The 24,663-nt window shown below is 70.1% G+C and carries 22 protein-coding genes and 2 tRNA genes; 11 read left to right on the top strand and 13 right to left on the bottom strand.

Features of this window, described 5'->3' with window-relative positions:
* Positions 1-48: 48 nt before the first annotated feature.
* The 3 genes from glgB to glgX all read right to left on the bottom strand — a co-directional run bounded on the left by glgB (position 49) and on the right by glgX (position 6,453).
* A complete protein-coding gene (gene glgB, locus CYL12_RS04525) occupies positions 49-2,250 on the bottom strand; it encodes a 1,4-alpha-glucan branching protein GlgB (protein ID WP_101845905.1) in 2,202 nt (733 codons plus the stop codon).
* Positions 2,247-4,316, bottom strand: a complete 2,070-nt coding sequence (locus CYL12_RS04520) for an alpha-1,4-glucan--maltose-1-phosphate maltosyltransferase (RefSeq protein ID WP_101845903.1) — start codon at positions 4,314-4,316, stop codon at positions 2,247-2,249. Before CYL12_RS04520 ends, glgB begins: the two co-directional genes overlap by 4 nt.
* A 64-nt stretch (positions 4,317-4,380) precedes the next feature.
* Entirely contained in the window at positions 4,381-6,453 is a 2,073-nt protein-coding gene (glgX, locus tag CYL12_RS04515) for a glycogen debranching protein GlgX (protein WP_101845901.1), read from the bottom strand.
* A 101-nt stretch (positions 6,454-6,554) separates the two neighbouring features.
* On the opposite strand from glgX, the gene CYL12_RS04510 reads away from it, so the two are divergent.
* From CYL12_RS04510 to ligA, 3 genes are read left to right on the top strand one after another with little or no spacing between them, the layout of a single operon-like run.
* Positions 6,555-7,730, top strand: a complete 1,176-nt coding sequence (locus tag CYL12_RS04510; RefSeq protein WP_101845899.1) for a cysteine desulfurase family protein — start codon at positions 6,555-6,557, stop codon at positions 7,728-7,730.
* A 9-nt stretch (positions 7,731-7,739) separates the two neighbouring features.
* On the top strand, positions 7,740-8,837 hold the full coding sequence (gene mnmA / locus CYL12_RS04505; RefSeq protein ID WP_101845897.1) for a tRNA 2-thiouridine(34) synthase MnmA: 1,098 nt from the start codon (positions 7,740-7,742) through the stop codon (positions 8,835-8,837).
* A 38-nt stretch (positions 8,838-8,875) separates the two neighbouring features.
* Positions 8,876-11,191, top strand: coding sequence for an NAD-dependent DNA ligase LigA (gene ligA, locus CYL12_RS04500; protein WP_101845895.1), 2,316 nt, complete (start codon positions 8,876-8,878; stop codon positions 11,189-11,191).
* A gap of 4 nt (positions 11,192-11,195) precedes the next feature.
* Here the strand turns inward: ligA and CYL12_RS04495 are convergent, their stop codons facing one another.
* From CYL12_RS04495 to CYL12_RS04485, 3 genes are all read right to left on the bottom strand, one after another.
* Positions 11,196-11,675: a GNAT family N-acetyltransferase gene (locus CYL12_RS04495; protein ID WP_101845893.1), complete on the bottom strand. Its 480-nt coding sequence runs from the start codon at positions 11,673-11,675 to the stop codon at positions 11,196-11,198.
* An 11-nt stretch (positions 11,676-11,686) separates the two neighbouring features.
* The gene (locus CYL12_RS04490; RefSeq protein WP_101845891.1) at positions 11,687-13,519 is read right to left on the bottom strand and encodes a DEAD/DEAH box helicase; all 1,833 of its coding nucleotides are present in this window, start codon (positions 13,517-13,519) and stop codon (positions 11,687-11,689) included.
* Between the two features lie 61 nt (positions 13,520-13,580).
* Positions 13,581-15,281: a long-chain-fatty-acid--CoA ligase gene (locus CYL12_RS04485; protein WP_101845889.1), complete on the bottom strand. Its 1,701-nt coding sequence runs from the start codon at positions 15,279-15,281 to the stop codon at positions 13,581-13,583.
* A gap of 64 nt (positions 15,282-15,345) precedes the next feature.
* Here CYL12_RS04485 and gatC point away from each other — a divergent pair, with 64 nt between their 5' ends.
* The 6 genes from gatC to CYL12_RS04455 are packed head-to-tail and all read left to right on the top strand — an operon-like array spanning position 15,346 to position 20,898.
* Positions 15,346-15,645, top strand: a complete 300-nt coding sequence (gene gatC / locus CYL12_RS04480) for an Asp-tRNA(Asn)/Glu-tRNA(Gln) amidotransferase subunit GatC (RefSeq protein ID WP_025103377.1) — start codon at positions 15,346-15,348, stop codon at positions 15,643-15,645.
* Complete coding sequence (gatA, locus tag CYL12_RS04475) at positions 15,642-17,159, top strand: Asp-tRNA(Asn)/Glu-tRNA(Gln) amidotransferase subunit GatA (RefSeq protein ID WP_101845887.1); 1,518 nt, start codon at positions 15,642-15,644, stop codon at positions 17,157-17,159. Before gatC ends, gatA begins: the two co-directional genes overlap by 4 nt.
* A complete protein-coding gene (gatB, locus tag CYL12_RS04470) occupies positions 17,159-18,673 on the top strand; it encodes an Asp-tRNA(Asn)/Glu-tRNA(Gln) amidotransferase subunit GatB (RefSeq protein ID WP_101845885.1) in 1,515 nt (504 codons plus the stop codon). The genes gatA and gatB overlap by 1 nt, the downstream gene beginning before the upstream one ends.
* A gap of 48 nt (positions 18,674-18,721) precedes the next feature.
* Complete coding sequence (locus CYL12_RS04465; RefSeq protein ID WP_101845883.1) at positions 18,722-19,978, top strand: DNA polymerase IV; 1,257 nt, start codon at positions 18,722-18,724, stop codon at positions 19,976-19,978.
* Positions 19,979-20,015: 37 nt separating this feature from the next.
* Positions 20,016-20,333, top strand: a complete 318-nt coding sequence (locus CYL12_RS04460; RefSeq protein ID WP_071328758.1) for a hypothetical protein — start codon at positions 20,016-20,018, stop codon at positions 20,331-20,333.
* Complete coding sequence (locus tag CYL12_RS04455; RefSeq protein ID WP_101845881.1) at positions 20,317-20,898, top strand: nucleoside/nucleotide kinase family protein; 582 nt, start codon at positions 20,317-20,319, stop codon at positions 20,896-20,898. Before CYL12_RS04460 ends, CYL12_RS04455 begins: the two co-directional genes overlap by 17 nt.
* Before the next feature lie 5 nt (positions 20,899-20,903).
* Here the strand turns inward: CYL12_RS04455 and CYL12_RS04450 are convergent, their stop codons facing one another.
* The 6 genes from CYL12_RS04450 to orn all read right to left on the bottom strand — a co-directional run bounded on the left by CYL12_RS04450 (position 20,904) and on the right by orn (position 23,524).
* On the bottom strand, positions 20,904-21,401 hold the full coding sequence (locus CYL12_RS04450; protein ID WP_101845879.1) for a DUF2017 family protein: 498 nt from the start codon (positions 21,399-21,401) through the stop codon (positions 20,904-20,906).
* A complete protein-coding gene (gene clpS, locus CYL12_RS04445; RefSeq protein WP_101848673.1) occupies positions 21,398-21,685 on the bottom strand; it encodes an ATP-dependent Clp protease adapter ClpS in 288 nt (95 codons plus the stop codon). Before clpS ends, CYL12_RS04450 begins: the two co-directional genes overlap by 4 nt.
* Before the next feature lie 2 nt (positions 21,686-21,687).
* A complete protein-coding gene (locus CYL12_RS04440) occupies positions 21,688-22,035 on the bottom strand; it encodes a metallopeptidase family protein (protein WP_101845877.1) in 348 nt (115 codons plus the stop codon).
* A gap of 34 nt (positions 22,036-22,069) precedes the next feature.
* Entirely contained in the window at positions 22,070-22,699 is a 630-nt protein-coding gene (locus CYL12_RS04435) for a LysE family transporter (protein WP_199399186.1), read from the bottom strand.
* Positions 22,700-22,785: 86 nt separating this feature from the next.
* Positions 22,786-22,861, bottom strand: a tRNA-His gene (locus CYL12_RS04430).
* Between the two features lie 36 nt (positions 22,862-22,897).
* Entirely contained in the window at positions 22,898-23,524 is a 627-nt protein-coding gene (gene orn, locus CYL12_RS04425) for an oligoribonuclease (RefSeq protein ID WP_101845873.1), read from the bottom strand.
* 61 nt (positions 23,525-23,585) lie between these two features.
* Between orn and CYL12_RS04420 the strand changes: the two genes are divergently transcribed.
* Positions 23,586-23,661 (top strand) — tRNA-Arg (locus tag CYL12_RS04420).
* 27 nt (positions 23,662-23,688) lie between these two features.
* Here CYL12_RS04420 and CYL12_RS04415 read toward each other — a convergent pair.
* Positions 23,689-23,958: a hypothetical protein gene (locus CYL12_RS04415; RefSeq protein ID WP_101845871.1), complete on the bottom strand. Its 270-nt coding sequence runs from the start codon at positions 23,956-23,958 to the stop codon at positions 23,689-23,691.
* Positions 23,959-24,075: 117 nt separating this feature from the next.
* Between CYL12_RS04415 and CYL12_RS17285 the strand changes: the two genes are divergently transcribed.
* On the top strand, positions 24,076-24,561 hold the full coding sequence (locus CYL12_RS17285; protein ID WP_233486834.1) for a DUF6993 domain-containing protein: 486 nt from the start codon (positions 24,076-24,078) through the stop codon (positions 24,559-24,561).
* The last annotated feature ends 102 nt before the right edge of the window (positions 24,562-24,663 follow it).

Genomic DNA, 24,663 nt, shown 5'->3' with positions numbered 1-24,663 from the left:
GAACGGCGCGGGACCACCCCGCGCCGTTCGATCGGCTCCCACAGCTCGTCAGCCGTTGTTCACTGTGGGCACGTGCGGCTCGGGCTGGTGCCGGAGCCAGAGCGTCGAAAGTGCGGGAAGCGTGATGGAGGCGGTGGGGGAGCCCGCGTCTGCGGGCTCGGCGACCACCATTCCGAGGTTGCCGGACCCCCGTCCGCCGTAGGCGTCGGCATCCGAGTTCAGGATCTCCTGCCATACGCCCTCCCGCGGCAATCCGAGACGGTATCCGGTGCGCTCGACCCCGGCGAAGTTGCTGACGACGACGAGGCGCCCGCCGTGTGCGTCCCGTCGTTCGAAGGCGATGACCGACGGGTCCCAGCTCGGTGCACCGAGGCGCGTGAACCCGGAGCCGTCGCTGTCACGCTCCCAGAGCGGGGCCTGCGACCGGTACACCCCGTTCATCGCCGCGACGAAGTCCTGCAGCTGTGCGTGGGAGGGTTGGTCGCGGAGCCACCAGTCCAGCTCGCGCCCCTCCGACCACTCCGCGAGCTGCCCGAATTCCTGCCCCATGAACAGCAGCTTCTTGCCGGGATGTCCCCACATGTAGGCGAGGTAGGCGCGGGCGTTCGCGAGCTTGTGCCAGTGGTCGCCCGGCATCTTCGACAGCAGGCTGCCCTTGCCGTGCACGACCTCGTCGTGACTGATGGGCAGGACGTAGTTCTCGCCGAACGCGTAGACGAAGGAGAACGTCATCTCACCCTCATGATGGGCGCGATACATCGGGTCCCGCCCGATGTACTGGAGCGAGTCGTTCATCCAGCCCATGTTCCACTTGAAACCGAAGCCGAGGCCCGCGTGATCCGTCGGCGCGGTGACACCGGGGAAGCTCGTGGACTCCTCGGCGATCATCAGGATGCCGGGGTGCAGCCGGTAGGCCGTGGCATTCACCTCCTGCAGGAAGCGGATCGCCTCCAGATTCTCCCTCCCGCCGTGGATGTTGGGCTCCCACTCGCCTTCGCGGCGCGAATAGTCGAGGTAGAGCATCGAGGCCACGGCGTCCACCCGCAGACCGTCGACGTGGAACTCCTCGAGCCAATAGAGGGCGTTGGCGACGAGGAAGCCGCGGACCTCGGGTCGTCCGTAGTCGAAGATCAGGGTGCCCCAGTCCTGATGCTCGCCGCGGCGGGGGTCGGGGTGCTCGTACAGGGGCTGACCGTCGAAACGCGCCAGCGCGAAGTCATCCTTGGGGAAGTGGCCGGGCACCCAGTCCATGATGACCCCGATCCCGGCCTGGTGCAGACGGTCGATGAGGTACCGCAGGTCGTCGGGGGAGCCGTAGCGGCTCGTCGGCGCGTAGTAACCGCTGACCTGATACCCCCACGAGCCGCCGAACGGATGCTCGGCGAGCGGCATGAACTCGACGTGGGTGAAGCCGGTCTCCTGCACGTGCGCGATGAGCGGATCGGCGAGCTCGCGATAGCCCAGGCCCCCGCGCCAGGAGCCGACGTGCACCTCGTACACCGACAGCGGCTGGGCGACCGCGTGGGTGGCGGCGCGGCGGGTCATCCACGCGCCGTCCTGCCAGACGTACGACGACGCCGTGACGACCGAGGCGGTCTCCGGCGGCACCTGCGCCGCCAACGCCATCGGATCGGCCTTGAGGATCCAGTTGCCGCTCCGCGTCCGGATCTGGAACTTGTATCGGGTGCCGACGGGGAGTCCGGGGACGAAGAGCTCCCAGATGCCGCTGGCGCCGAGGGAGCGCATGGCGTGGCTCTCGCCGTTCCAGCCGTTGTGATCCCCTACGACCCGGACGGCTGTCGCATCGGGCGCCCAGACCGCGAACGACACCCCCTCCTCGTCGCCGTGCACGCGCGGGTGCGCGCCGAGCGCCTCCCAGAGCCGCTCGTGGCGCCCTTCGGCGATCAGGTGGAGGTCGAGCTCGCCCAGAGTCGGCGCGTGCCGGTACGGGTCGCCGGTGATGGTCTCCGATTCGCCGCGGTACCGAGTCGCGAGGCGGTAGGGGACGGCGGGTCCCGGATGGGTGCCCTCCCACACGCCGTGCGCGACGTGGGTCAGGGTGAGCCGGCTGCCGTCGCCGAACACGGCCTCGACGGTCTCGGCGAGGGGGCGGCGGGCGCGGATCGTGGTGACGGTGCGGTCGGCCGCATCCTTCCCGGGGTGCGCTCCGAGCAGCGCATGCGGGTCGTGGTGCTGGCCGGCCGCGATGGCCTCCCAGTCGGCGGTGGCCGTGTCGTCGATGCGGCTCATGCGCGCTCCCTCACCTTCAGGATGTGGACGGGCTCGGCGAAGGCGTCGAGCCGCACGTAGTTGTGGTCGGTCCAGGTCCAGACGCTCCCGGTCAGGAGGTCTTCCACCTCGAAACTCTCGCCCAGAGGCACGCCCCAGCGGGTGGTGTCGAGGTGGACGGTGGTCTCGCGCACGGAGTGCGGATCGACGTTGGCGACGATGATCAGAGTGTCCGGGGCACCGGTGTCGGTGAACGCCGCGTCCAGATGCTTGCTGTAGACGAGGATCGCGTCGTCGTCGCTCCAGTGGAGGTCGAGGTTGCGGAGCTGGCGGAGCGCGGGGTGGGCGCGCCGGATCTCGTTCAGTCGTCGCAGCAGCGGAGCGAGGGACTCGCCGCGTTCCTCGGCCCCCGCCCAGTCCCGGAACTTGTACTCGTACTTCTCGTTGTCGATGTTCTCCTCCGAGCCCGGCCGCGCCACGTTCTCGATGAGCTCGTAGCCGGCGTACACGCCGTAGACGGGGCCCGCCGTCGCGGCGATGCAGGCACGGATCCGGTAGGCCGCTCGTCCACCGAACTGAAGGTACTCGGTGAGGATGTCGTGCGTGTTGACGAAGAGGTTCGGACGCATGTAGTCGGCGGTCTCGTGGGAGATCGACGTGAGGAACTCCTCGAGCTCGGCCTTGGTGTTGCGCCAGGTGAAGTAGCTGTAGCTCTGCTGGAAGCCCACCGCGGCGAGCGCCCGCATCACCGCCGGCCGGGTGAACGCCTCGGCGAGGAAGATCACGTCGGGATGCGTCTCGTTCACCGTCGCGATCAGCCATTCCCAGAACTGGAGCGGCTTGGTGTGCGGGTTGTCCACGCGGAAGATCCGTACACCCTCCGCCACCCAGTGCCGGACGATCCGCAGCATCTCGGCGGCGATCCCCTCCGGGTCGTTGTCGAAGTTCAGCGGGTAGATGTCCTGGTACTTCTTCGGAGGGTTCTCGGCGTACGCGATCGTCCCGTCGGGGAGGGTGGTGAACCACTCCGGGTGGTCGCGGACCCAGGGGTGGTCGGGAGAGGCCTGCAGCGCGAGGTCGAGGGCGACCTCCAGTCCTTCCTTCCGCGCTGCCCGCACGAAGGCTCGGAAGTCCTGCGGAGTGCCGAGGTCAGGGTGGATCGCATCGTGCCCGCCCTCCGCGGCCCCGATCGCGTAGGGCGACCCCGGGTCGCCGCTCTCGGCCACGAGGGTGTTGTTCCGCCCCTTGCGGTTGGTGCTGCCGATGGGGTGGATCGGGACGAGGTAGATCACGTCGAAGCCCATGCGCGCGACGTCGGGCAGTCGCTTCGCCGCCGTCCGGAACGTTCCGCTGCGGACCGTGCCGTCCTTCAGCCGCCGGGCGCCCTCGGAGCGGGGGAAGAACTCGTACCAGGCGCCGACGCCCGCGCGCGTCCGCTCGACGCGGAGGATCTGTTCGGGGGAGGCGGAGCGCAGGGTCGTGACGGGACGATCCTGGAAGATCGCGGCGAGCTCCGGGTCGACGGCCAGAGCCGCGGTCGTCTCCGCGTCGCCGGCACGCAGCGCGTCGGCGTAGGCGCGAAGGCGCGTGCGCTGCGCCGCGGGGCGGTCCTTCTCCGCCACGGCTCTGCGCAGGAGCTCCGCTCCCAGCGCCGCCATCACGGGGATGTCGATTCCGGCCGCGACCTTCACCTCTGCGGCGTGCGCCCAGGTGGCGAAGTCGTCGGAGAAGGCCTCGAAGCGGTAGCGCCAGGTCCCCTCTTCGTCGAGAGCGATCTGCGCCTCCCAGCGGTCGGTGCCGTCGGCGAGCGCGGTGAGCCGGTGGAGGCTCGCCTCACCGTGCGGAGAAGTCAACCGCACGTGCACGCCGATGAGGTCGTGTCCCTCTCGGAACGCCACGATGCGGAAGGGGACCACCTCTCCCGCGAAGGCTTTGGCGGGGAAGCCGCCGGGGACCGCCGGCGTCCCGTCGAGCAGCGGGATCCGCGTCGTCCGCAACGCTCCGGAGACGTCCGCCTCGGCGGCGCGCGTCGGGATCTGAACGGGGCTCCGCAGAGCCGAGGGTCGGGTTCCAGCACGAGCAGTCACATGCCGAATCTACCGCTCGGCCCTGTCGGAACCTACCGCTCGACCCCGGCGCCGAACCGTGCTATCACTCCACCCGGAAGAGGCGCATGGACGTGCCGGGGATCGGCAGCACGTCACCCGGAGCGTACGTCTCCTCGGCCTCCGACGGGCGCTCGTCGGCGCTCGACCAGAGGGAGACGAATCGGCTGGCGCCCTCGATCTCCTCCGGGAGTCGCACGTCGATCGGCGCCTCCGTGCCATGCACGATCAGGAGGATGCGGTTGGCGGGTTCCTTGTCCGGTGTGGAGGCGGCGACGTACTGCAGAGTGCGATTGCCCGGGTCGGTCCACTGGCCCGGTTCCATGGTCGCGCCGTCCTGGTCGTACCAGTCCATGACCGAGGCGTTCGGGATGTGCTCCCCGAGGCGCGCATACCGACTCGGCCGCAGCGCCGGGTTCTCCTCGCGCAACCGGGCGAGGCGCGCGACGTGGGCCCGGAGGTCGTCCTGCCAGGGCTGCAACTCCCAGGACAGCCAGGACAGCGGTGAGTCCTGCGCGTAGGCGTTGTTGTTGCCGCGCTGGGACCGCCCCACCTCGTCTCCGGCAGTGAGCATCGGGATGCCGGCCGAGAGGAGGAGGGTGCCGAGCAGGTTGCGCATGGCCTTGCGCCGGGCGGTGAGGATCGCGGGATCGTCGGTCGGTCCCTCGACGCCGTGGTTGAACGAGCGGTTGAGGTCGGCGCCGTCGCGGTTGTGCTCGCCGTTGGCCTCGTTGTGCTTGACGTCGTACGACACGAGGTCGTGCAGGGTGAAGCCGTCGTGCGCCGTGACGAAGTTGATGCTGGCGAGGGGTCCGCGGTCCTCGCTGAAGGTGTTGGACGATCCGGCGAGCCGGGTGGCGAAGCCGCCGATGCCGACCGGCGCCGAGGCCCGTCGCGCGTAGTCGATGTCGCTCAGCCAGAAGTTGCGCACCCGGTCGCGGTACCGGTCGTTCCACTCGTGCCACCCCGCAGGGAAGTTGCCCGTCTGCCAGCCGCCCAGTCCGACGTCCCAGGGTTCCGCGATGAGCTTGGTCTCCGCGAGGACGGGGTCGGCGGCGATCGCCCGCAGAAGCGGATGATCCGGGGTGTAGGCGTGAGCGCCGTCGCGCGCGATCGCCGTCGCCAGGTCGAAGCGGAAGCCGTCGATCTGCATCTCCTCAGCCCAGTACCGGAGAGAGTCCAGGACCAGTCGGGCGCCCGCATCGGTGGCCGTGTTGAGCGTGTTGCCGCATCCCGTGGTGTCGATGTAGACGCCCGCGTCGTCCTGTCGGTAGTACCGCGCGTTATCGATACCGCGGAGACTGGAGCGCGGCCCGCCGATGCCCTCCTCGGACGTGTGGTTGTACACGACGTCGAGGATCACCTCGAGGCCGGCCTCGTGCAGCAGACGCACCATGCCCTTGAACTCGGCGATGATCGCCTCGGGGCCCCGCTTCCTGGCGTCCTCCGTCGCATAGGCGGCGTGGGGCGTGAAGAAGTTCAGGGTGTTGTACCCCCAGTAGTTCGTCAGCCCCCGCTCCAGCAGCCGCGGCTCCGGGACGAAGGCGTGGACGGGGAGCAGCTCCACCGACGTCACCCCGAGCGTGCGGAGGTACGCGATCATGGCCGGATGCGCGAGGCCCGCGTAGGTGCCGTGCAGCGCGGGCGGGATGTCGGGGTGTCGCTTGGTCAGTCCCTTCACGTGGCCCTCGTAGATCAGCGTCCGGTCGGCGGGGATCCGCGGCTTCGTGGAGCCGCCCCAGTCGAAGCCGTCCTCGATGACCACGGCTCGCCATTCCTGGTAGCCGTGTCCCTGGGCGAGGCCCCGCGCATACGGATCGAGGAGCAGCGTCTCCGGGTTGAACGTGTTGCCGGGCCCGTGCGGGCCCTCGACGCGCAGCGCGTAGCGGACCCCGGGCTGCAGCAACGGCGTCGTGACCTCCCAGACCCCTCCGGGGCGTCGTTCGAGGGGAGCCTGGTCGACGACCCAGTCGAGGTCCGTCGCGTCGAAGACGACGAGGTCGACGGCGGAAGCGTTCTGCGACCAGACCCGCAGCGTGCCGACGCCGTCATGCAGCCGGACGCCGAGGTTGTCGAGGATCGCCCCACCGGGCACGACGGAGTCGGGGGACGAAGACATGGATACACCCTAAACGTGTTGCATTTCAGTCTCATGACAGGACGCACCCGGTCTCACACGCAGGCGGACCGTTCGGGGCGCGGATCGGGGAGAATCGAAGCATGCGGCACTATCTCGACCACGCGGCGACGACCCCGCTGCGCCCGGAGGCCAGGGACGCGTGGCTGGAGGCGTCGGTCATCATCGGCAACGCGTCGTCGACGCACGGAGCCGGGCAGGACGCGCGCCGGGTGCTGGAGGAGTCACGGGAGCGGATCGCCGCGGTCCTCGGGGCCGACCCGATCGAGGTCGTGCTCACCTCCGGTGGGACGGAGTCCATCAACCTCGCCCTTCAAGGACTGTGGCACTCGCGTGGTCCGGGGAGGGCGGCCGTCGTGGTGCCGGACGGCGAGCACCACGCGACGATGGACACGGTCGCCGCCCTCGTCTCCGACGGGGCCGAGGTGCGGGCCGTGCCCGTGTCGGCCCACGCGCGCATCGACGAGGACCGCTTCGCCGCTGCCCTGCCGGGGGCCGCGTTCGCGACCGCGCTCGTCGCGAACAACGAGACCGGGACGATCAACGGTGCGCGCGCGCTGGCGGTGGCGACGGCCGACGCCGGCGTGCCCCTGCACCTGGACGCCGTCGCCGCTCTCGGGCATCTGCCGCTGTCCTTCCGGGACCTCCGCGGCCGCGCGGACGACGGCGTGGGCCTCGTGGCACTCAGCGTCGCCGGACACAAGGTCGGCGCACCGGTCGGCGTCGGAGCGCTGGTGGTGGCGCGGTCCGCCCGGCTGACCCCGCTCCTGCGGGGCGGGGGCCAGCAGAGGGGTCTGCGTGCGGGCACGCAGGACGTGCCGGGAGCGGCGGCGCTGGCGACCGCGCTCGAACTCGCCGAACGGGAGCGGGCCGCCGAGAGCGTCCGCGTGGGCGGTCTGCGCGACCGCCTGGTCGAGGGCATCCGTGCGCGGGTGCCGGCGGCCGAGCTCCTGGGCGACCCCGATCACCGTCTTCCGGGTACCGCCCATCTGCTGTTCCCCGGTGCGGTGGGGGAGAGCCTGCTGTTCCTGCTGGACGTGGCCGGCGTCTCGGCCTCCACGGGCTCCGCGTGTCAGGCGGGGGTCGCCGAGCCCTCGCACGTCGTGATGGCGATGGGGCGCAGTGAGGCGGACGCCCGGAGCGTGCTGCGCTTCTCCCTCGGGCGCACGTCGACCGATGCCGATGTGGATGCGGTGCTGGCGGTGATCGGAGATGCCTACGCACGGGCATCCGGGGCCCGTGCAGCCGAGCGCTCGTAGACTGGACCCATGCGAATCCTTGCGGCCATGAGTGGTGGTGTGGACTCCGCCGTCGCGGCCGCCCGGGCCGTCGAGGCGGGGCACGATGTGGTCGGCGTGCACCTCGCGCTCTCCCGCGCCGGGGGGACCCTGCGCACCGGCAGCCGCGGCTGCTGCACGATCGAGGACGCCCTCGACGCGCGTCGCGCCGCCGACCTCCTCGGCATCCCCTTCTATGTGTGGGATTTCTCGGAGCGGTTCCGCGACGACGTGATCGACGACTTCGTCGCCGAATACCGTGCGGGTCGGACGCCGAACCCGTGCATGCGGTGCAACGAGAAGATCAAGTTCGCCGCCCTGCTGGAGCGCGCCCTGGAGCTCGGCTTCGATGCGGTCTGCACCGGACACTATGCGACCCTCGTCGACGGTCCGGAGGGACTCGAGCTGCACCGGGCATCGGACAACGCGAAGGATCAGTCCTACGTGCTCGGGGTCCTGACGGCCGATCAGCTCGCGCACACCTACTTCCCCCTGGGCACCACGCCGTCGAAGGCGCTCGTGCGGGCGGAGGCGGAGCAGCGCGGTCTCAGTGTGGCCCAGAAGCCGGACAGCCACGACATCTGCTTCATCCCCGACGGCGACACCCGCGGCTGGCTGGCCGAGAAGGTCGGCACGGCCACCGGTGAGATCGTCGACCGCACCGGTGCCGTCGTCGGTGCGCACGAGGGCGCCCACGCCTTCACGGTGGGCCAGCGGCGCGGGCTCAAGCTCGGGGTCCCGGCTCCGGACGGCAAGCCGCGCTTCGTGCTCGAGGTGCGGCCCGTGTCGAACACGGTGGTCGTGGGTCCGAAGGAGGCCCTGGCCATCGCCGAGATCGCGGGGGAGCGCTTCAGCTGGGCCGGCGCCGCGCCCGGTGCGTCCACATTCGCGTGCGACGTGCAGATCCGCGCGCACGCCGAGCCGGTACCCGCCACGGCCACGGTGACGGACGAGGGCGTCCATGTCGTCCCGGACACCCCGCTGGACGGCGTCGCCCCCGGGCAGACCGCCGTGCTCTACGTCGGCACGCGCGTGCTCGGGCAGTTCACGATCGATTCGACCGTCTCCGCCATTCCGGTCGGCGTCTGATCCGGGTGGATGTCGGTCCCCGCTCCTAGACTGGCGGAGTGCCGGAGAACATCTCACTGGAAGACGCCCGCAGCGAGGCGGATGAGCTGACGACCCGCATCCTCGAGGCGAAGGACGCGTACTACGGGCGCGACACGTCGCTCGTCGACGACGCGACGTACGACGGCTGGATGCGGCGTCTGGAAGAGCTCGAACGCCTGCACCCCGAGCTGCAGGGGCAGGACTCGCCGACGCAGATGGTCGGTGCCGCCGAGGTCACGGGCCTCGCGACCATCGAGCACGCCGAGCGCATGCTCAGCCTCGACAACGTCTTCTCGATCGAGGAGCTGCGTGATTGGGCACACAAGACGCGGGCGGCCGCCGGGCGGGACGTCGACTGGCTGACCGAGCTCAAGATCGACGGCCTCGCGATCAATCTCCGGTATGAGAACGGCGTGCTGACGTCGGCCGCGACCCGGGGCGACGGGCGCGTCGGCGAGATCGTCACCGAGAACGCCCTCCGGCTCCCCGAGATCCCCGAACGGCTCGCCGGGGAGGGGCACCCGCCGATCGTCGAGGTCCGTGGCGAGGTCTTCATCCCCGTCGCCGCGTTCGAGCGGCTGAACGCGGCGCAGGCGGCGTTCCGCGACCGCGCGTACGCCGACGCGCTCGCGCGCTGGGAGGCCAGGGGCGGAGCGAAGAAGGCGTTCGACGAGGAGAAGGCCCGCACCGCGGCGGCACGGCGTTTCCCGGCCTTCGCGAATCCCCGCAACGCGGCCAGTGGCGGCCTTCGTCAGCAGATCGACAAGAAGGACGGCCTGGAGCTGGAAGCGGGCCTGCTGCGCATCGAGTCGCTCGCGCTGTACGTGCACGGCATCGGTGCCTGGACGAACCCGCCGGTCGCGGCCCAGAGCCAGGTCTACGAGCTGCTGGCCGCCTGGGGGCTGCCCACGAGTCCGCACACGAAGGTGTGCCGCAGCATCGACGACGTGGTCGCCTTCGTCGAGTACTACGGCGAGCATCGGCACGACATCGAGCACGAGCTCGACGGCATCGTGGTCAAGGTCGACGAGCTCGATCTCCACGACGAGCTCGGTGCGACGAGCCGGGCGCCCCGCTGGGCGATCGCCTACAAGTACCCGCCGGAGGAGGTGCAGACGAAGCTGCTCGACATCGTCGTCTCCGTCGGTCGCACCGGTCGCGCGACGCCGTTCGCGGTCATGGCGCCGGCTCACGTCGCCGGATCCGTGGTCCGCCAGGCGACCCTCCACAACAAGGACGTGGTGAAGGCCAAGGGCGTTCTCATCGGCGACACCGTGGTGCTGCGCAAGGCGGGCGACGTGATCCCTGAGGTGCTCGGGCCGGTGGTCGAGAAGCGGGACGGGACCGAGCGGGAGTTCGTCATGCCCGCCGACTGCCCGGAGTGCGGGACGCCGCTGCGCGCCATGAAGGAGGGCGACATCGATCTGCGGTGCCCGAACGCCCGGTCGTGCCCCGCGCAGGTGCGCGGACGCGTCGAGCACATCGGCTCTCGGGGCGCCCTCGATGTCGAGGCCCTGGGCGAGGTGACGGCGGCGGCCCTGACCCAGCCCACGAGTCCGGCGGAACCTCCGCTGGTCACGGAGGCGGGCCTGTTCGCCCTGACCCTGGAGCAGCTCGTGCCGATCGAGGTCGTCGTGCGTGACGCGGAGACGGGTCTGCCGCGCGAGGACGAGGACGGCCTCGTGAAGACCCGCGCGCCGTTCCGGCGCAACCCGACCGCGGCTGAGAAGAAGTCGGGTCTGGATGGCCCTCAGCCGTCCTCGCAGGCGCTGACCCTGCTCGCGGAGCTGGAGAAGGCGAAGACGAAAGATCTCTGGCGGCTGCTCGTCGCCCTGAACATCCGGCATGTCGGGCCGGTCGCAGCGCGGGCGCTCGCGCAGTGGTTCGGGTCGCTCGATGCGATCCGTGCCGCGTCGCGCGAGGAGCTCGCGGCGGTCGAGGGCGTCGGCGGCATCATCGCCGACTCCTTGCTCGCGTGGTTCGAGGTCGACTGGCACCAGGACATCGTCCGGCAGTGGGCGGACGCGGGCGTGCAATGGACGACACCCGGTCACCCGGGACCGGGAGCAGCCATCGCCGCCGGCGGTGTGCTGGAGGGCCTGACGGTGGTCGCGACAGGATCGCTCGACGGGTACACCCGCGAAGGGGCGCAAGAGGCGATCATCAAGGCCGGAGGCAAGGCGGCCTCGAGCGTCTCCAAGAAGACGGACTTCGTGGCCGCAGGGCCAGGCGCCGGCTCCAAGCTCGCGAAGGCGGAGGAACTCGGCATCCGCATCCTCGACGCCGCGCAGTTCCACATGCTGGTCACCGAGGGGCCTGCGGCGCTGGGGTGAGGACTCAGGCGCTCTCCGGCGTCGCCGTGGCGGGCGCGAGGAACTGGCGCAGGCGGGGGGAATCCGCGAACCCCAGCTCTCGATAGAGTCCGACAGCCGCCTCGCTCGAATGCACGGTGATCCGTTCGGCGCCGACGGAGACCGCGTGGGCACAGGCGGCCGCGACGAGGCCGCGGCCCGCGCCGCGCCGGCGATGCTCCGGCACGACGAACACGCTCTGGATATCCGCGGAGATGCGGTCGGGCGCTCCCGGCCTCGGCACGCGCGGTACGAGGGCGACCCACGCCGCGCCGACGACACGGTCATCGTCCTCGGTCCGCGCGACGAAGGCGACGTGGGTGTGAGCGTGCGCCTGCCACCACTCGCCGAGCTCGGCGATGAACGTGTCGAGCGATCGACCGGCCGTCAGGTCCGCGGGCACGTCCTGCCACTTGAGCCGGCCGAGCGCGGGGAGATCCTCCCTGACGGCGCGGTCGATGCGCATCGACGGTCCGCTCAGCCCTTGTGCCGGGGCTTCCGGAACGGCTTCTCGTCGCGGTCGCGGTGCGCTGGGCGCTCGTCGCGATCGCGCCGATCCGTCCGGTCGTAGCGGGTCGGACGGCCACGGCCGTCGCCGTCGCGCGAAGACGCGCCGCGTCGTGCGCCGGGCCCACGGTCGGGGGCGATCTCGATCAGCCGTCCCGAGATGCGCGTGTCGCGGAGCTTGTCGAGCACGGCGGGGTCGAGGTTCGCCGGGAGCTCGACGATGGAGAAGTCGGGGCGGATGTTGATCGCGCCGAAGTCGTCGCGGCCCAGGCCGCCCTCGTTCGCCAGCGCGCCGACGATCTGGCGCGGCTCGACGCGGTGCCGCCGTCCCACCTCGATCCGGTACGGGGTGTAGTCGCCCCGCCCACGACGCTCCCGGGGCTCCCGCGGCTCCCGCGTCTGCCGCTCGCGCGGCGGACGGTTGTCGGCGGCCACCGCCTGCGACAAGGCGTCCTGCGCGGGGTCGAGGAGCAGCGGGGTGGAGCCCTGGGCCACCACGGCGAGAGCGGCCGCGACATCGCCCTCCGGCACGTCGTGATGCCGGACGTAGTGGGCGATGATGTCGCGGAACGCGTCGATGCGCGACGTCTCCGCCAACGCGGTCGTGATCGCATCGTCGAAGCGTGCGAGCCGCGTCGTGTTCACGTCCTCGGTGCTCGGCAGCTGCATCTGCGTGGGCTGCTGCCGCGTCGCCTTCTCGATGTGCTTGAGCAGGTAGCGCTCGCGCGGGGTGATGAAGCTGATCGCGTCGCCCGTGCGGCCCGCGCGCCCCGTCCGTCCGATGCGGTGCACGTACGACTCGGTGTCGGTGGGGATGTCGAAGTTGACGACGTGGCTGATGCGCTCGACGTCGAGGCCGCGGGCGGCGACGTCCGTCGCGACGAGGATGTCGAGCTTGCCGTCCTTGAGCTGGTTGACGCTGCGCTCGCGCTGCACCTGCGGCACGTCGCCGTTGATCGCGGCGGCGGAGTATCCGCGGGCGCGGAGCTTCTCGGCCAGGGTCTCGGTCTCGTTCTTCGTGCGGACGAAGACGATCATCCCGTCGAAGTTCTCCACCTCGAGGATGCGGGTCAGCGCGTCCACCTTCTGCGCGTAGGAGACGACGAGGTAGCGCTGGGTGATGTTCGTGTTGGTCGCGGTCTTGGACTTGACCGTGATCTCCTCCGGGTCGCGGAGGTACTGCTGCGCGAGGCGGCGGATCTGCGCGGGCATCGTCGCCGAGAACAAGGCGACCTGCTTCTCCTCCGGCGTCTGCGCGAGGATCTGCTCGACGTCTTCGGCGAAGCCCATCTTCAGCATCTCGTCGGCCTCGTCCAGCACGAGGTACTGGAGCTCGGAGAGGTCGAGAGTGCCCTTGGCCAGGTGGTCCATGATGCGGCCGGGGGTTCCGACGACGACGTGCACGCCGCGGCGGAGGGCGGACAGCTGGACCCCGTAGCCCTGACCGCCGTAGACGGGCAGCACGTGCACGCCCTTCATGCGCGACGCGTACGATTCGAACGCCTCGCAGACCTGCAGCGCGAGCTCGCGGGTCGGGGCGAGGACGAGCGCTTGCGGCGTCTTCTGTGCCACGTCGAGCCGCTCCAGCACGGGCAGCGCGAAGGCAGCGGTCTTACCCGTGCCGGTCTGCGCCATGCCGACCACATCGCGGCCGGCGAGCAGCGTCGGGATGGTCGCGGCCTGGATGGGCGAGGGGGTCTCGTAGCCGAGATCCTTGATGGCCTTGAGGACCGGCCCGGTGATGCCGAGCTCCTCGAATCCGGGGGTGGCAGGGGACTCGTCGGGGGCGTCGGCGGGGGTCACTTCTTCAGGGGTCACTTCCCAAGGGTAGCGCGCCCGGCCCCCCGCTTCCTGTGGGGTCGGCTCAGACCCCCGACGTGAGGGCGAGCAGCTTCTCCTTCACCTGCCGGCGGAGCACCTTCCCGATGAGCGACTTCGGCAGCTCGTCGACGACGAAGACACGGCGCGGCACCTTGTACGGGGTGAGGATGCTGCGGGCGTACTCGCGGATCGCCTCCACGTCGACATCGGCACCGGGATCGACGACGATCGCCGCGACGACCTCCTCGCCCGAGTGATCGCTGGGGAGCCCGACGACCGCGGCATCCGCCACCGACGGATGCTGCCGCAGCGCGTTCTCGACCTCGGTCGGGGCGACGTTGAAGCCCCCGGTGATGATGAGCTCCTTGATCCGGTCGACGATCCGCACGAAGCCGGCGTCGTCGATCGTGACGATGTCGCCGGTGCGGTACCAGCCGTCGACGAACACGGCCTCGGTCTCCTCGGGCTTGCCGTAGTACCCGGAGAAGACCTGGGGCCCGCGCACGACGAGCTCCCCGGCGGAGCCTTCCGGCACATCCTCGGTGGGGTTCTCCGGGTCGACGACGCGGCACTCCGTCCCGGGAAGAGGGAGCCCGACGGTCCCGGGAACGCGGTTGTCGGCGACCGGATTGGCCATCAGGACGGGCGAGCATTCGCTCAGGCCGTAGCCCTCGACGAGGTAGCCATGCGTGGCAGCCTCGAAGGGGACGACGAGCTCATGCGGCAGTGCCATGGCACCGGAGATCGCGACTTCGATACCGTCGAGCGAGACCCCCTTGGCGTTCGCGGCGGCGAGCAGGCGGTCCGCGATGGGCGGGACGAGCGGGAGGAACGTCGCCGGGTGCTTCTTGACGACGTCCAGCACGAGGTCGGGATCGAATTTCGGGAAGAGCACGAGGCGCGCCCCCATCGACATCGCGAAGGTGAGGCAGAGCGTCAGCCCGTAGGCATGGAACATGGGCAGCACCGCATACACGACGCAGCCCTTGCCACGCTGGATGGACGGGACCCAGGCCTGTGCCTGCGCCGCGTTGGCGAGCAGGTTGCGGTGCGTGAGCGCGGCGCCCTTCGGGGTGCCCGTCGTCCCCGAAGTGTACTGGATGATCGCCAGGTCGTCCGTACCGGGCCGCGGGTGGGAAGCGGGGATGGGGGAGGATGCCAGCACCGACTCCCAGAGAACGGTGCCGCGGACCCGCTCGGTCAGGGCAGCCCGGGACTCCCGGGCCTTGGCGACCGGCAGCCGGAGAGCGAAGCGGGTGAGCGCCGGCATCGCTCGCGTGACGTCGACCGAGACGAGCGTGGAGACGGCCAGATCGCTCGGGAACTCCTGCACCGTGGCGACGACCTTGTTCCAGACGATCGCGTGCTTGGCGCCGTGGTCCTCGAACTGCTTGCGCAGCTCGCGCGGGGTGTAGAGCGGGTTGTGCTCGACCACGACCGCACCCAGACGCAGCACGGCGTAGAACGCGATGATGTGCTGCGGGCAGTTCGGCAGGACGATCGCGACGGGATCGCCCGCACGGACGCCGAGATCCCGGAGCCCCGCGGCGGCGCGATCGATCGCCTCCTGCAGCTGCGCATAGGTGGTCTCCCGGCCGAAGAACTGCAGAGCCGGTGCGTCGGGGTAGTCGCGGGCCGAGGCGGCGACGATGTCCACGAGGGAGCCGCTGACGGGGGCGAGGTCCTCCGGAACGCCGTCGGCGTAGCTGGCGATCCACGGGCGAGGGGGCTGGAACGTGCTCACGCGCCCAGCTTAGGCGGGCCGCGCCGCGCCGAGCGGCGGGCGGCTCGCCAACTAGACTGGGGGCGTGTCTGAAATCACCCCTGATCTTGTGCGCCATCTCGGCGTGCTCGCGCGCATCCAGCTGAACGACGACGAGGTGACGCGGCTCACCGGCCAGCTCGACGCCATCGTCGACAACATCGCCAAGGTGTCCGAGGTCGCGACCGCCGATGTCGCCGCGACGAGCCACCCGATCCCGCTGAGCAACGTGTTCCGTCCCGACGTGGTCGGCGAGACGCTCACGCACGAGCAGGTGCTGCAGAACGCGCCGGACCAGGCCGACGGCCGGTTCCGCGTCACCGCGATCCTGGGAGAAGAGCAGTGAGCGACATCATCCGGCTGACCGCGGCGGAGCTCGCCGACAAGCTCGCGACGCGGGAGGTCTCCAGCGTCGAGGCCACGCAGGCGCACCTCGACCGGATCGCCCAGGTCGACGGCGACGTGCATGCCTTCCTGCACGTCAACGAGCACGCGCTCGACGCGGCGGCCGACATCGACGCCCGTCGCGCCGCGGGGGAGGACCTCGGGCCGATCGCCGGCGTGCCGCTCGCGATCAAGGACGTCCTCGTCACGACCGACCAGCCGACCACGAGCGGCTCCCGGATCCTCGAGGGCTACCGCTCGCCGTACGACGCGACGGTCGTGGCCCGCTCCCGAGCCGCCGGCCTCATCGCGCTCGGCAAAACGAACATGGACGAGTTCGCGATGGGCTCGTCGACGGAGCACTCCGCCTACGGCCCGACCCGCAACCCCTGGGATCTCGACCGGATCCCCGGGGGCTCGGGTGGGGGCTCTGCCGCCGCCGTCGCCGCCTTCGAGGCCCCGCTCGCCCTCGGCTCCGACACCGGCGGATCGATCCGTCAGCCTGCGCACGTGACCGGCACGGTCGGCGTGAAGCCGACGTACGGCGGTGTCAGCCGCTACGGCGCCATCGCGTTGGCGTCGAGCCTCGACCAGGTCGGCCCCGTCACCCGCACGGTGCTCGATGCCGGTCTGCTGCACGACGCGATCGGCGGCCACGACCCGAAGGACTCCACGTCGCTCGACGAGCAGTGGCCGTCCTTTGCGGCGGCCGCACGCGAGGGTGCGCGCGGGGACGGCCTCAAGGGTCTGCGCGTCGGCGTCATCCGCGAGCTCCCCGACAGCGGTTTCCAGCCGGGCGTCGCGGCGTCGTTCCGCAGCGCGCTGGCGCTGCTCGAGGCGCAGGGCGCGGAGACCGTGGAGATCGGTGCGCCGCACTTCGAGTACGGCGTGGCCGCCTACTACCTGATCCTGCCGGCGGAGGCCTCGAGCAACCTGGCCAAGTTCGACTCGGTGCGCTTCGGTCTGCGCGTCACCCCGGCCGGCAACCCGACCGTCGAGGACGTGATGTCCGCGACCCGCGACGCCGGTTTCGGCGACGAGGTCAAGCGCCGCATCATCCTCGGCACCTACGCGCTGTCGGCGGGCTACTACGACGCGTACTACGGCAGCGCGCAGAAGGTCCGCACGCTGATCCAGCAGGACTTCGCCGCCGCCTTCGCGGATGTCGACGTCATCGCGACGCCGTCGGCACCGACCACGGCGTTCAAGCTCGGCGAGAAGATCGACGACCCGCTGCAGATGTACCTGAACGACATCACGACGATCCCGGCGAACCTCGCCGGCGTTCCCGGCATCTCGATCCCGAGTGGTCTTGCGGACGACGACGGCCTGCCCGTCGGCATCCAGTTCCTCGCCCCGGCGCGGGAGGACGCTCGTCTGTACCGCGTGGGCGCCGCCCTCGAGACGCTGCTCGTGGACTCCTGGGGCGCGCCGCTGCTGTCCCGTGCCCCCCAGCTGGAAGGAGGCGCGCGCTGATGGCCGCTGCCAAGCTCATGGACTTCGACAAGGCGCTCGAGCTGTTCGAGCCCGTCCTCGGTTTCGAGGTGCACGTCGAGCTCAACACGAACACGAAGATGTTCTCCGACGCCCCCAACCCTGCCAATGAGGCGTACCACGCGGCGGAGCCGAACACCCTGATCGCACCCGTCGACCTCGGGCTGCCCGGTTCGCTGCCGGTCGTCAATGAGACGGCGATCCGGTCATCGATCAGCCTCGGCCTCGCGCTCGGGTGCTCGATCGCCGCATCCAGCCGATTCGCCCGGAAGAACTACTTCTACCCGGACCTGGGCAAGAACTATCAGATCTCCCAGTACGACGAGCCCATCGCGTTCGAGGGCTCGGTCGAGGTCGAGCTCGAGGACGGCACCATGGTGACGATCCCGATCGAGCGCGCGCACATGGAGGAGGACGCCGGCAAGCTCACCCACATGGGCGGCTCGACCGGTCGCATCCAGGGGGCCGAGTATTCGCTCGTGGACTACAACCGCGCCGGTGTCCCGCTCGTCGAGATCGTGACGAAGACGATCTTCGGCACGGACGACCGCGCACCGGAGGTCGCCAAGGCGTATGTCGCCGCGATCCGCGACATCGTCCGCGGCCTCGGCATCTCCGAGGCCCGCCTCGAGCGCGGCAACCTGCGCTGCGACGCGAACGTGTCGCTGCGCCGTCGTGGCGAGGAGAAGCTCGGCACACGCACCGAGACGAAGAACGTCAACTCGATGCGTTCGGTCGAACGTGCCGTCCGGTACGAGATCCAGCGTCAGGCGCAGATCCTCGCCGATGGCGGGACCATCATCCAGGAAACCCGGCACTGGCATGAGGACACCGGGACCACCTCTCCCGGACGTCCGAAGTCGGACGCCGACGACTACCGGTACTTCCCGGAGCCCGACCTTCTTCCCGTGCAGCCGTCGCAGGAGCTGATCGAGGAGCTGCGTGCGGCGCTGCCCGAGCAGCCCGTCGCCCGGCGGCGTCGGCTGATGGACGAGTGGGGCTTCACCCCGCTGGAGTTCCAGGACGTGCGCAACGGCGGTCTGCTCGATGTCGTCGAGGCCACGATCGCCGCCGGGGCCACGCCGGCCGCGGCACGGAAGTGGTGGACGGGGGAGATCACGCGCCTCGCCAACGCGCAGGAGAAGGACGCGGTCGACCTCGTCAGCCCGAAGAACGTGGCGGCGCTGCAGCAGCTCGTGGATGCCGGGACGCTGACCGACAAGCTCGCGCGGCAGGTGCTGGAGGGCGTCATCGCCGGGGAGGGGACGCCGCAGGAGGTCGTCGACGCCCGCGGTCTCGCCGTGGTCTCGGACGACGGCGCGCTCATCGCCGCGATCGACGACGCCCTCGCCTCCCAGCCCGACGTGATGGCGAAGATCCAGGACGGCAAGGTCCAGGCCGCCGGTGCCATCATCGGCGCCGTCATGAAGGCCATGAAGGGCCAGGCCGACGCCGCCCGCGTCCGCGAGCTCATCCTCGAGCGCGCCGCGCAGTGACTCGCGCCCCCGGGCCCCCGTGTCGGTGGCCCGGGGGACAATGGACTCATGGGACACGGTGATGGCAGAGGCCGCCTGGTGTCCTCGGCGGACGCCGACGATTCCGGTACCCGAATCCTCCACGTCGATATGGACGCGTTCTACGCCGCCGTCGAGGTGCTGGACGACCCGAGTCTGCGTGGCCTTCCGCTGATCATCGGCTCACCGGACGGGCGTTCCGTCGTCTCCAGCGCCTCCTACGAGGCGCGGCGCTACGGTGTCCGCTCCGCTATGCCCGTGTCGCAGGCCATGCGGTTGTGTCCGACGGCACGTATCGTTCCGCCGCACTTCCACCGGTACCAAGAGGTCTCGCGTCAGGTGATGGCGATCTTCGAGTCCTTCACGCCGCTCGTGGAGCCGTTGTCCGTGGACGAGGCGTTCCTCGACGTGCAGGGCGTGCGACGGCTGTGGGGGAGCCCCGCCAGGATCGCCGCCCAGATCCGGGAGCGCGTCCTGGCCGAGGTCGGCATCACGTGCAGTGTCGGTGTCGCTGCGACCAAGCACGTCGCGAAGATGGCGTCGACCATCGCCAAGCCGGACGGCATGCTCGTCGTCGCCGAGCGCGACACACTGTCCTTCCTCGCGCCGCGGCCGGTCCGGGCGCTGTGGGGAGTGGGACCGAAGGCAGCGGAGGCCCTGGAGGCTCGCGGCCTCCGCACAATCGGGGATCTCCGCACCGCCCCGTCGGAGATGCTGGACAGGGCTGTCGGCCCGGCCTTGAGTGCCCGCCTGGCGCAGCTGGCGAGGGGTGAGGACGCGCGTGCGGTCGACACCGAGCGCGTCGAGAAGAGCATCGGCCACGAGGAGACCTTCGATCACGACATCACGGATCGAGCCTTTCTCCGCGCGGAGCTGCTTCGGCTCGCCGATCGTGTGGGCGCACGCCTGCGCCGGGCCGGGTGGGAGACCTCCACGGTCGCGATCAAGATCCGCTTCGACGACTTCCGGACCATCAATCGATCGCAGACGCTGGGGGAGCCGACCGCCGTCGGTCAGCGGATCGGCGAGGCGGCGCAGAGTCTGTTCGCGCTCATCGAGCGCCGAGACCCCGTCCGCCTCGTGGGCGTCCGTGCCGAGAATCTGCGGCCTGCGGGCGGGAGCGCGCTCGCACTGTGGGATGAGGACGAGGACTGGCGCAAGGTCGAGGGTGCCGTCGACGAGGCGATCGCGCGGTTCGGCACGGCCACCATCAGCAGAGCGCGACACATCGGCCGCGGCGAAGGACGGGGGGCCGCTCGACATCCGAAGGACCACGGCGTCGATTGACCGCGCGCCGGAGCCCGCGGTCGGCTACCGTGGGAGCATGCCGAACATTGCACTGGAACTCGGGAATCAGGTCGCGTCCTTCGGCGTGAAGAGCGCGTACGGGGAACCGCAGGAGATCGACGGCGTCACCGTCACTCCGGTGGCGTTCACCTACGCGGGCTTCGGCGGGGCCAGCGGAGACGGCGGCGAGGGCGGTGGCGGAGGCGGCGTCTCGGTGCCGGTCGGCGTCTACGTCCGTCGTGAGGAGGGGCTGCGCTTCGAGCCGAACATCGTGACGCTCCTCGTCGTGGCCGTCCCCTTCGTCTGGGTCACCGGTCGGGCACTCACGCGCATCATCCGTGCCCTCAAGAAGTGACGACGCGGTCGCAGCGGCCCTCTCCCATGCCGCGGCCCTGATCGCGGAAGACGTCCGCGCTCTGGCGGCTGCCAATCCCGTCGTCCTGATCGACGGCGGAAGCGGGGCGGGTAAGACCTCACTCGCGGCTCGCCTCGCGCGCGAGTGGCCGGTCGCCGGACGCGTGCAGGTCATCGCGCTGGATTCGCTGTACCCCGGGTGGGACGGTCTCGATCAGGGGGCGGAGCGGGCGCTGGAGGGCATTCTCCGGCCGCATGGACGCGGACTCCTCGGGGCCTGGCGGCGCTGGGACTGGGAGCGCGGCGAGGACGCCGAGACGCACGCGGTGGACCCCGCCCTGGGCGTCATCGTGGAGGGCAGCGGCATCCTGCGGCCGTCCACCGCTCGTCTCGCCGATGTCCGGGTGTGGGTGGAATCGGGGGAGAGCTCGCGCAAGGCTCGGGCTCTCGCGCGGGACGGCGACACCTATCGTCCCCACTGGGACCGCTGGGCCGCGCAGGAGCGGCGCCACGTCGAGCGCGATCGCCCGCGCGACCTGGCCACTCGGATCATCGAGGTCCCCTGAGGGCTTCAGCGGAGGGCGTCCGCGTCGCTCTCGTCGACCGCTTCGATCAGCAGCTCGAGGCGATAGCCGAGCCAGTCGTACACCGCCTGGCCGTCGCCGCCGACATCTGGTCGGTCGTCGGTGATCCCCAGGCGCGTCGCGAGGACGAGGCGGATGGCGGTGAGGGTGCGGAGCCAGGCGTCCACGTCTTCGCGGCGCACGCGGACGTCGCGGGCGATCCCGGCGGCCTCATCGGTCACCTCCGCATCGGGATCGAACATCTCGAGCGACGCGCGCATCGTCCGGGCGTCGTGCAGTCTCCGATCGAGGAGGTCGGCGCGCGTCGCCGAGGCGAAGGCCGCCGAGGCCGTGTCGTCGTCCGGGTAGGCGGTCGGCGTCAGCCGGGCCACGCCCGGATCGTCGCCCTCGGTCTCCCGGAGCAGGTCGATGAAGTCGTCGACGAGGCGGGCCAGGTGCATCCCCTCGATGGTGGCGACCGAGAGGGTGATCGGAGGAGTGTTCATGCGGCCTTCCTGACGGTCGCCCACAGTCCGTAATCGTGCATCGCCTGTGCGTGCACCTCCATGGTTTCCCGCGGGCCGGTGGCGACGATCGCGTGACCGTCGTGATGCACGGCGAGCATGAGGCGGGTGGCATGCTCGCGCGTATAGCCGAAGTAGGTGCGGAAGACGCGGACGACGTAGCTCATCAGGTTCACGGGGTCGTTCCAGACGACGACCTCCCACGGTTCCAGGGGAGCAGCGAGCAGATCGGTGGTCTCCTCGATCTCCGGAAGAGCGGTCGACATGATCAGGCCCACCCGAGTTCGTGCAGCTGCGCGTCGTCGATGCCGTGGAAGTGCGCGATCTCGTGGACGAGGGTGGTGTGGATCTCGTCGCGGAGCTCGTCGATGTTCTCGCACTGCGCCAGGTGCGGTTCGCGGTAGACGATGATCCGGTCGGGCAGTTCGCCCATCCCGTACTGCGTCCGTTCCGTCAACGCCAGGCCGTCGTACAGGCCGAGGAGATCGAGACCGCCGTCCTCCGGGCGATCCTCCACGACGAAGACGACGTTCTCGAGGTGCTCGACCATCTCGTCGGGCAGCTGGTCGAGCTCGTCGATCACGAGGGCCTCGAAGGCGGCGGCGTCCATGTCCATCCCCTCCAGACTACGGGGGCCGGCTGGGGTTTCTTCAGTGGAGGACGACCAGAAGAGCGGCCACGCCGATGAAAAGGCTTCCGAACACCGTGTTGAGGATCCGCTGGCCGCGCGGAGACTGTGTGAGCCGCCGAAACGGCCGGGCCGCGGTGGCGAAGAACCCCCACATCACCAGCACGTCGACGATCACCACGGTGGCGATGAGTGCCAGGTACTGGGGGAGCGGAGGCTGGTCGAGGCGGATGAACTGCGGGATGAACGCGAGGAAGAAGACGATGGCCTTCGGGTTGAGCAGGTTTACCCAGAATCCGCGGCGCATCATCGACCAGTGGCTCTCCCGGGTGTCGACCGGGTCGGGGGCGTCGTCGAGCGCGGGAGCTGGTCGGGCAAGGATCAAGCGGATGCCGAGATAGACGAGGTACGCGGCGCCGGCGTAGCGGATGACGTTGAACAGGAAGTCGGAGCGCGACACGAGCAGCCCGACTCCGGCGGCCACGATGACGACATGGACGATGAGCGCGATCTGCTGGCCGATGATGCCCCAGATCGAGCGCTTCCATCCCTGCGTCAGGGAGTTGGACATCGTGTTGATCGCACCGGCACCCGGCGTGAAGCTGATCACCACGGACGCGGTGAGAAGGGAGAACCAGACCGCCAGTGACACCAGGACAGTCTAGGGCCGCGAGGGACAGCAGCCGGACCGAGGGGAAGCGAAGAGGCTCGGACCGGACGGTCCGAGCCTCTTCGAGCTGGGGTGAGTAACGGGGCTTGAACCCGCGACCTCCTGGACCACAACCAGGCGCTCTACCAACTGAGCTATACCCACCATGCGCCCGCCGTAACAGGCAACCACACGAGTCTATTACATGTTCGAGGTGAACTCCGACACGGTACGCGCGGCGATCTCCTTCGCGTCGTCGCTCGAGGGGCCGGGCTCATCGACGAAGACGGCCTCCCGGTAGTAGCGGAGCTCGCGGATGGACTCCAGGATGTCGGCCAGCGCACGGTGGCCGCCGTCCTTGGCGGGCGCCTGGAAGAAGACCCGCGGGTACCAGCGCCGGGAGAGCTCCTTGATGCTGGAGACGTCGACATTGCGGTAGTGCAGCCACTGGTCGACCTGCGGCATGTACTTCGCGAGGAACATCCGGTCGGTGCCGATCGTGTTGCCGGCGAGCGGCGCGCGCCGTTCGAGCGGGACGAAGCGACGGATGTAGGCCAGCGTCTGCTCCTCGGCCTCTTCGAGGGAGACCCCGTTGGGAATCTCCTCGATGAGGCCGGAAGTCTCATGCATCGCGGTGACGAAGTCGTTCATGTGCTCGAGGGCGTCCGCGCTCGGGCGGATGACGACCTGGAAGCCGGGATCGAGCGGGCGGAGCTCGAAATCGGTGACGACCACCGCGATCTCGACGAGTTCGTCGACGGAGAGATCGAGCCCCGTCATCTCGCAGTCGATCCAGACGAGGCGGTCGTTCTCGGAAGCAGTCACCATATCGTCATCCTATCGACGGCCCCGACATCGTCCGGCGGAGCGCGGTACGGTAGAGACGTCCGCCTCCGTAGCTCAGGGGATAGAGCAGGAGCCTTCTAATCTCTTGGTCGCAGGTTCGAATCCTGCCGGGGGCGCCATCGATCTTCGGTCGTGACGAGCGGGCGTCAGCAGTGCCGCAGCGCGGCGACCGCGTCGTCCGCGCGCCAGAACTCGCCGATCAGCCGGAAGCTGCCTGTGGCGAGATGCAGGCGCTCCGCGCGAAAGCGGAGCCCGAGAGGATCGGCCACGACGCGGAGGTGGCCGAGCACGTGCTCGCGGTTGTCCTGGACCCGCCACAGATGGTCGGCGGCACGGACGAGGTGCTCCCTGCCCGAGGCGAGGTGTGGGGCAGCGAGCGGAAGCGCCGGCGTGGGAGTGGAAGTCGTGGCGGTCATGGTGTCTCCTTTCATGTTTCGAACATACGACCGACCACCGACATTCATCCGTGGATCGGTATCCAGGGGTGACCTGGCCTCTTCTGCGTCCGAGCGTGGGCCGCCTAGACTCTGCTCGTGCTTCGATCGGTCTTCTCCTCCCGCGCCGCCGCGCTCGCTCTGGTCGCCGGCGCTGCGGTCGCCCTCCTCGCCGCGTGCGCGCCGACGCCCGAGACAGCGCCCACACCTACTCCGAGCGCCAGCGCCGAGTCCACCGCCCCCGCCGCTCCCGTCCTGGTTCCGGGGGGAGACGCCGGGGACAACCTTCCCGTCTTCACCGCCGTGGCCGAGCAGGTGTGGGGTACGGAGCAGCGCGGCGAGGGGCGCGCGTACATCGACGCCCTCGTCGCTGCGGGGTTCGACCGTGCGGCGATGCAGCTCACTCCGGACCAGTCCACGGTCGGAAACCCGGCGGAGAGCATCCAGTTCTCGGTGCGCTGGGGTGAGGAGGAGTGCCTGATCGGACAGGTCGGGCCCTCCACCGGCGCCGTCGTGACCACCGTCATGCCACAGCTCGCGGGCGGGCGCTGCCTCGTGGGGGCGACGCGGCCGATCGACTGGTGACCCACGCACACAGATAAGCCCGCTCACGGCCGGTAGGCTGGAGTGTCGATCTTCGACGCCAACAGAAGGAGCGGTTTTCGGTGGCTGAGTACATCTGGCCAG

This window comes from Zhihengliuella sp. ISTPL4, assembly GCF_002848265.1.
In the GTDB taxonomy this organism is placed as follows: domain Bacteria; phylum Actinomycetota; class Actinomycetes; order Actinomycetales; family Microbacteriaceae; genus Microbacterium.
The sequence above is the reverse complement of the archived record's forward strand: the minus strand, read 5'-3'. Positions and strand labels throughout refer to the sequence as shown.

Bases quoted from the DNA above. Each gene is read 5' to 3' on its own strand.
- glgB (WP_101845905.1), bottom strand. From the start codon at position 2,250: ATGAGCCGCATCGACGACACGGCCACCGCCGACTGGGAGGCCATCGCG.
- glgX (WP_101845901.1), bottom strand. From the start codon at position 6,453: ATGTCTTCGTCCCCCGACTCCGTCGTGCCCGGTGGGGCGATCCTCGAC.
- CYL12_RS04510 (WP_101845899.1), top strand. From the start codon at position 6,555: ATGCGGCACTATCTCGACCACGCGGCGACGACCCCGCTGCGCCCGGAG.
- mnmA (WP_101845897.1), top strand. From the start codon at position 7,740: ATGCGAATCCTTGCGGCCATGAGTGGTGGTGTGGACTCCGCCGTCGCG.
- CYL12_RS04495 (WP_101845893.1), bottom strand. From the start codon at position 11,675: ATGCGCATCGACCGCGCCGTCAGGGAGGATCTCCCCGCGCTCGGCCGG.
- gatB (WP_101845885.1), top strand. From the start codon at position 17,159: ATGGCCGCTGCCAAGCTCATGGACTTCGACAAGGCGCTCGAGCTGTTC.
- CYL12_RS04465 (WP_101845883.1), top strand. From the start codon at position 18,722: ATGGGACACGGTGATGGCAGAGGCCGCCTGGTGTCCTCGGCGGACGCC.
- CYL12_RS04460 (WP_071328758.1), top strand. From the start codon at position 20,016: ATGCCGAACATTGCACTGGAACTCGGGAATCAGGTCGCGTCCTTCGGC.
- CYL12_RS04450 (WP_101845879.1), bottom strand. From the start codon at position 21,401: ATGAACACTCCTCCGATCACCCTCTCGGTCGCCACCATCGAGGGGATG.
- clpS (WP_101848673.1), bottom strand. From the start codon at position 21,685: ATGTCGACCGCTCTTCCGGAGATCGAGGAGACCACCGATCTGCTCGCT.
- CYL12_RS04440 (WP_101845877.1), bottom strand. From the start codon at position 22,035: ATGGACATGGACGCCGCCGCCTTCGAGGCCCTCGTGATCGACGAGCTC.
- orn (WP_101845873.1), bottom strand. From the start codon at position 23,524: ATGGTGACTGCTTCCGAGAACGACCGCCTCGTCTGGATCGACTGCGAG.
- CYL12_RS04415 (WP_101845871.1), bottom strand. From the start codon at position 23,958: ATGACCGCCACGACTTCCACTCCCACGCCGGCGCTTCCGCTCGCTGCC.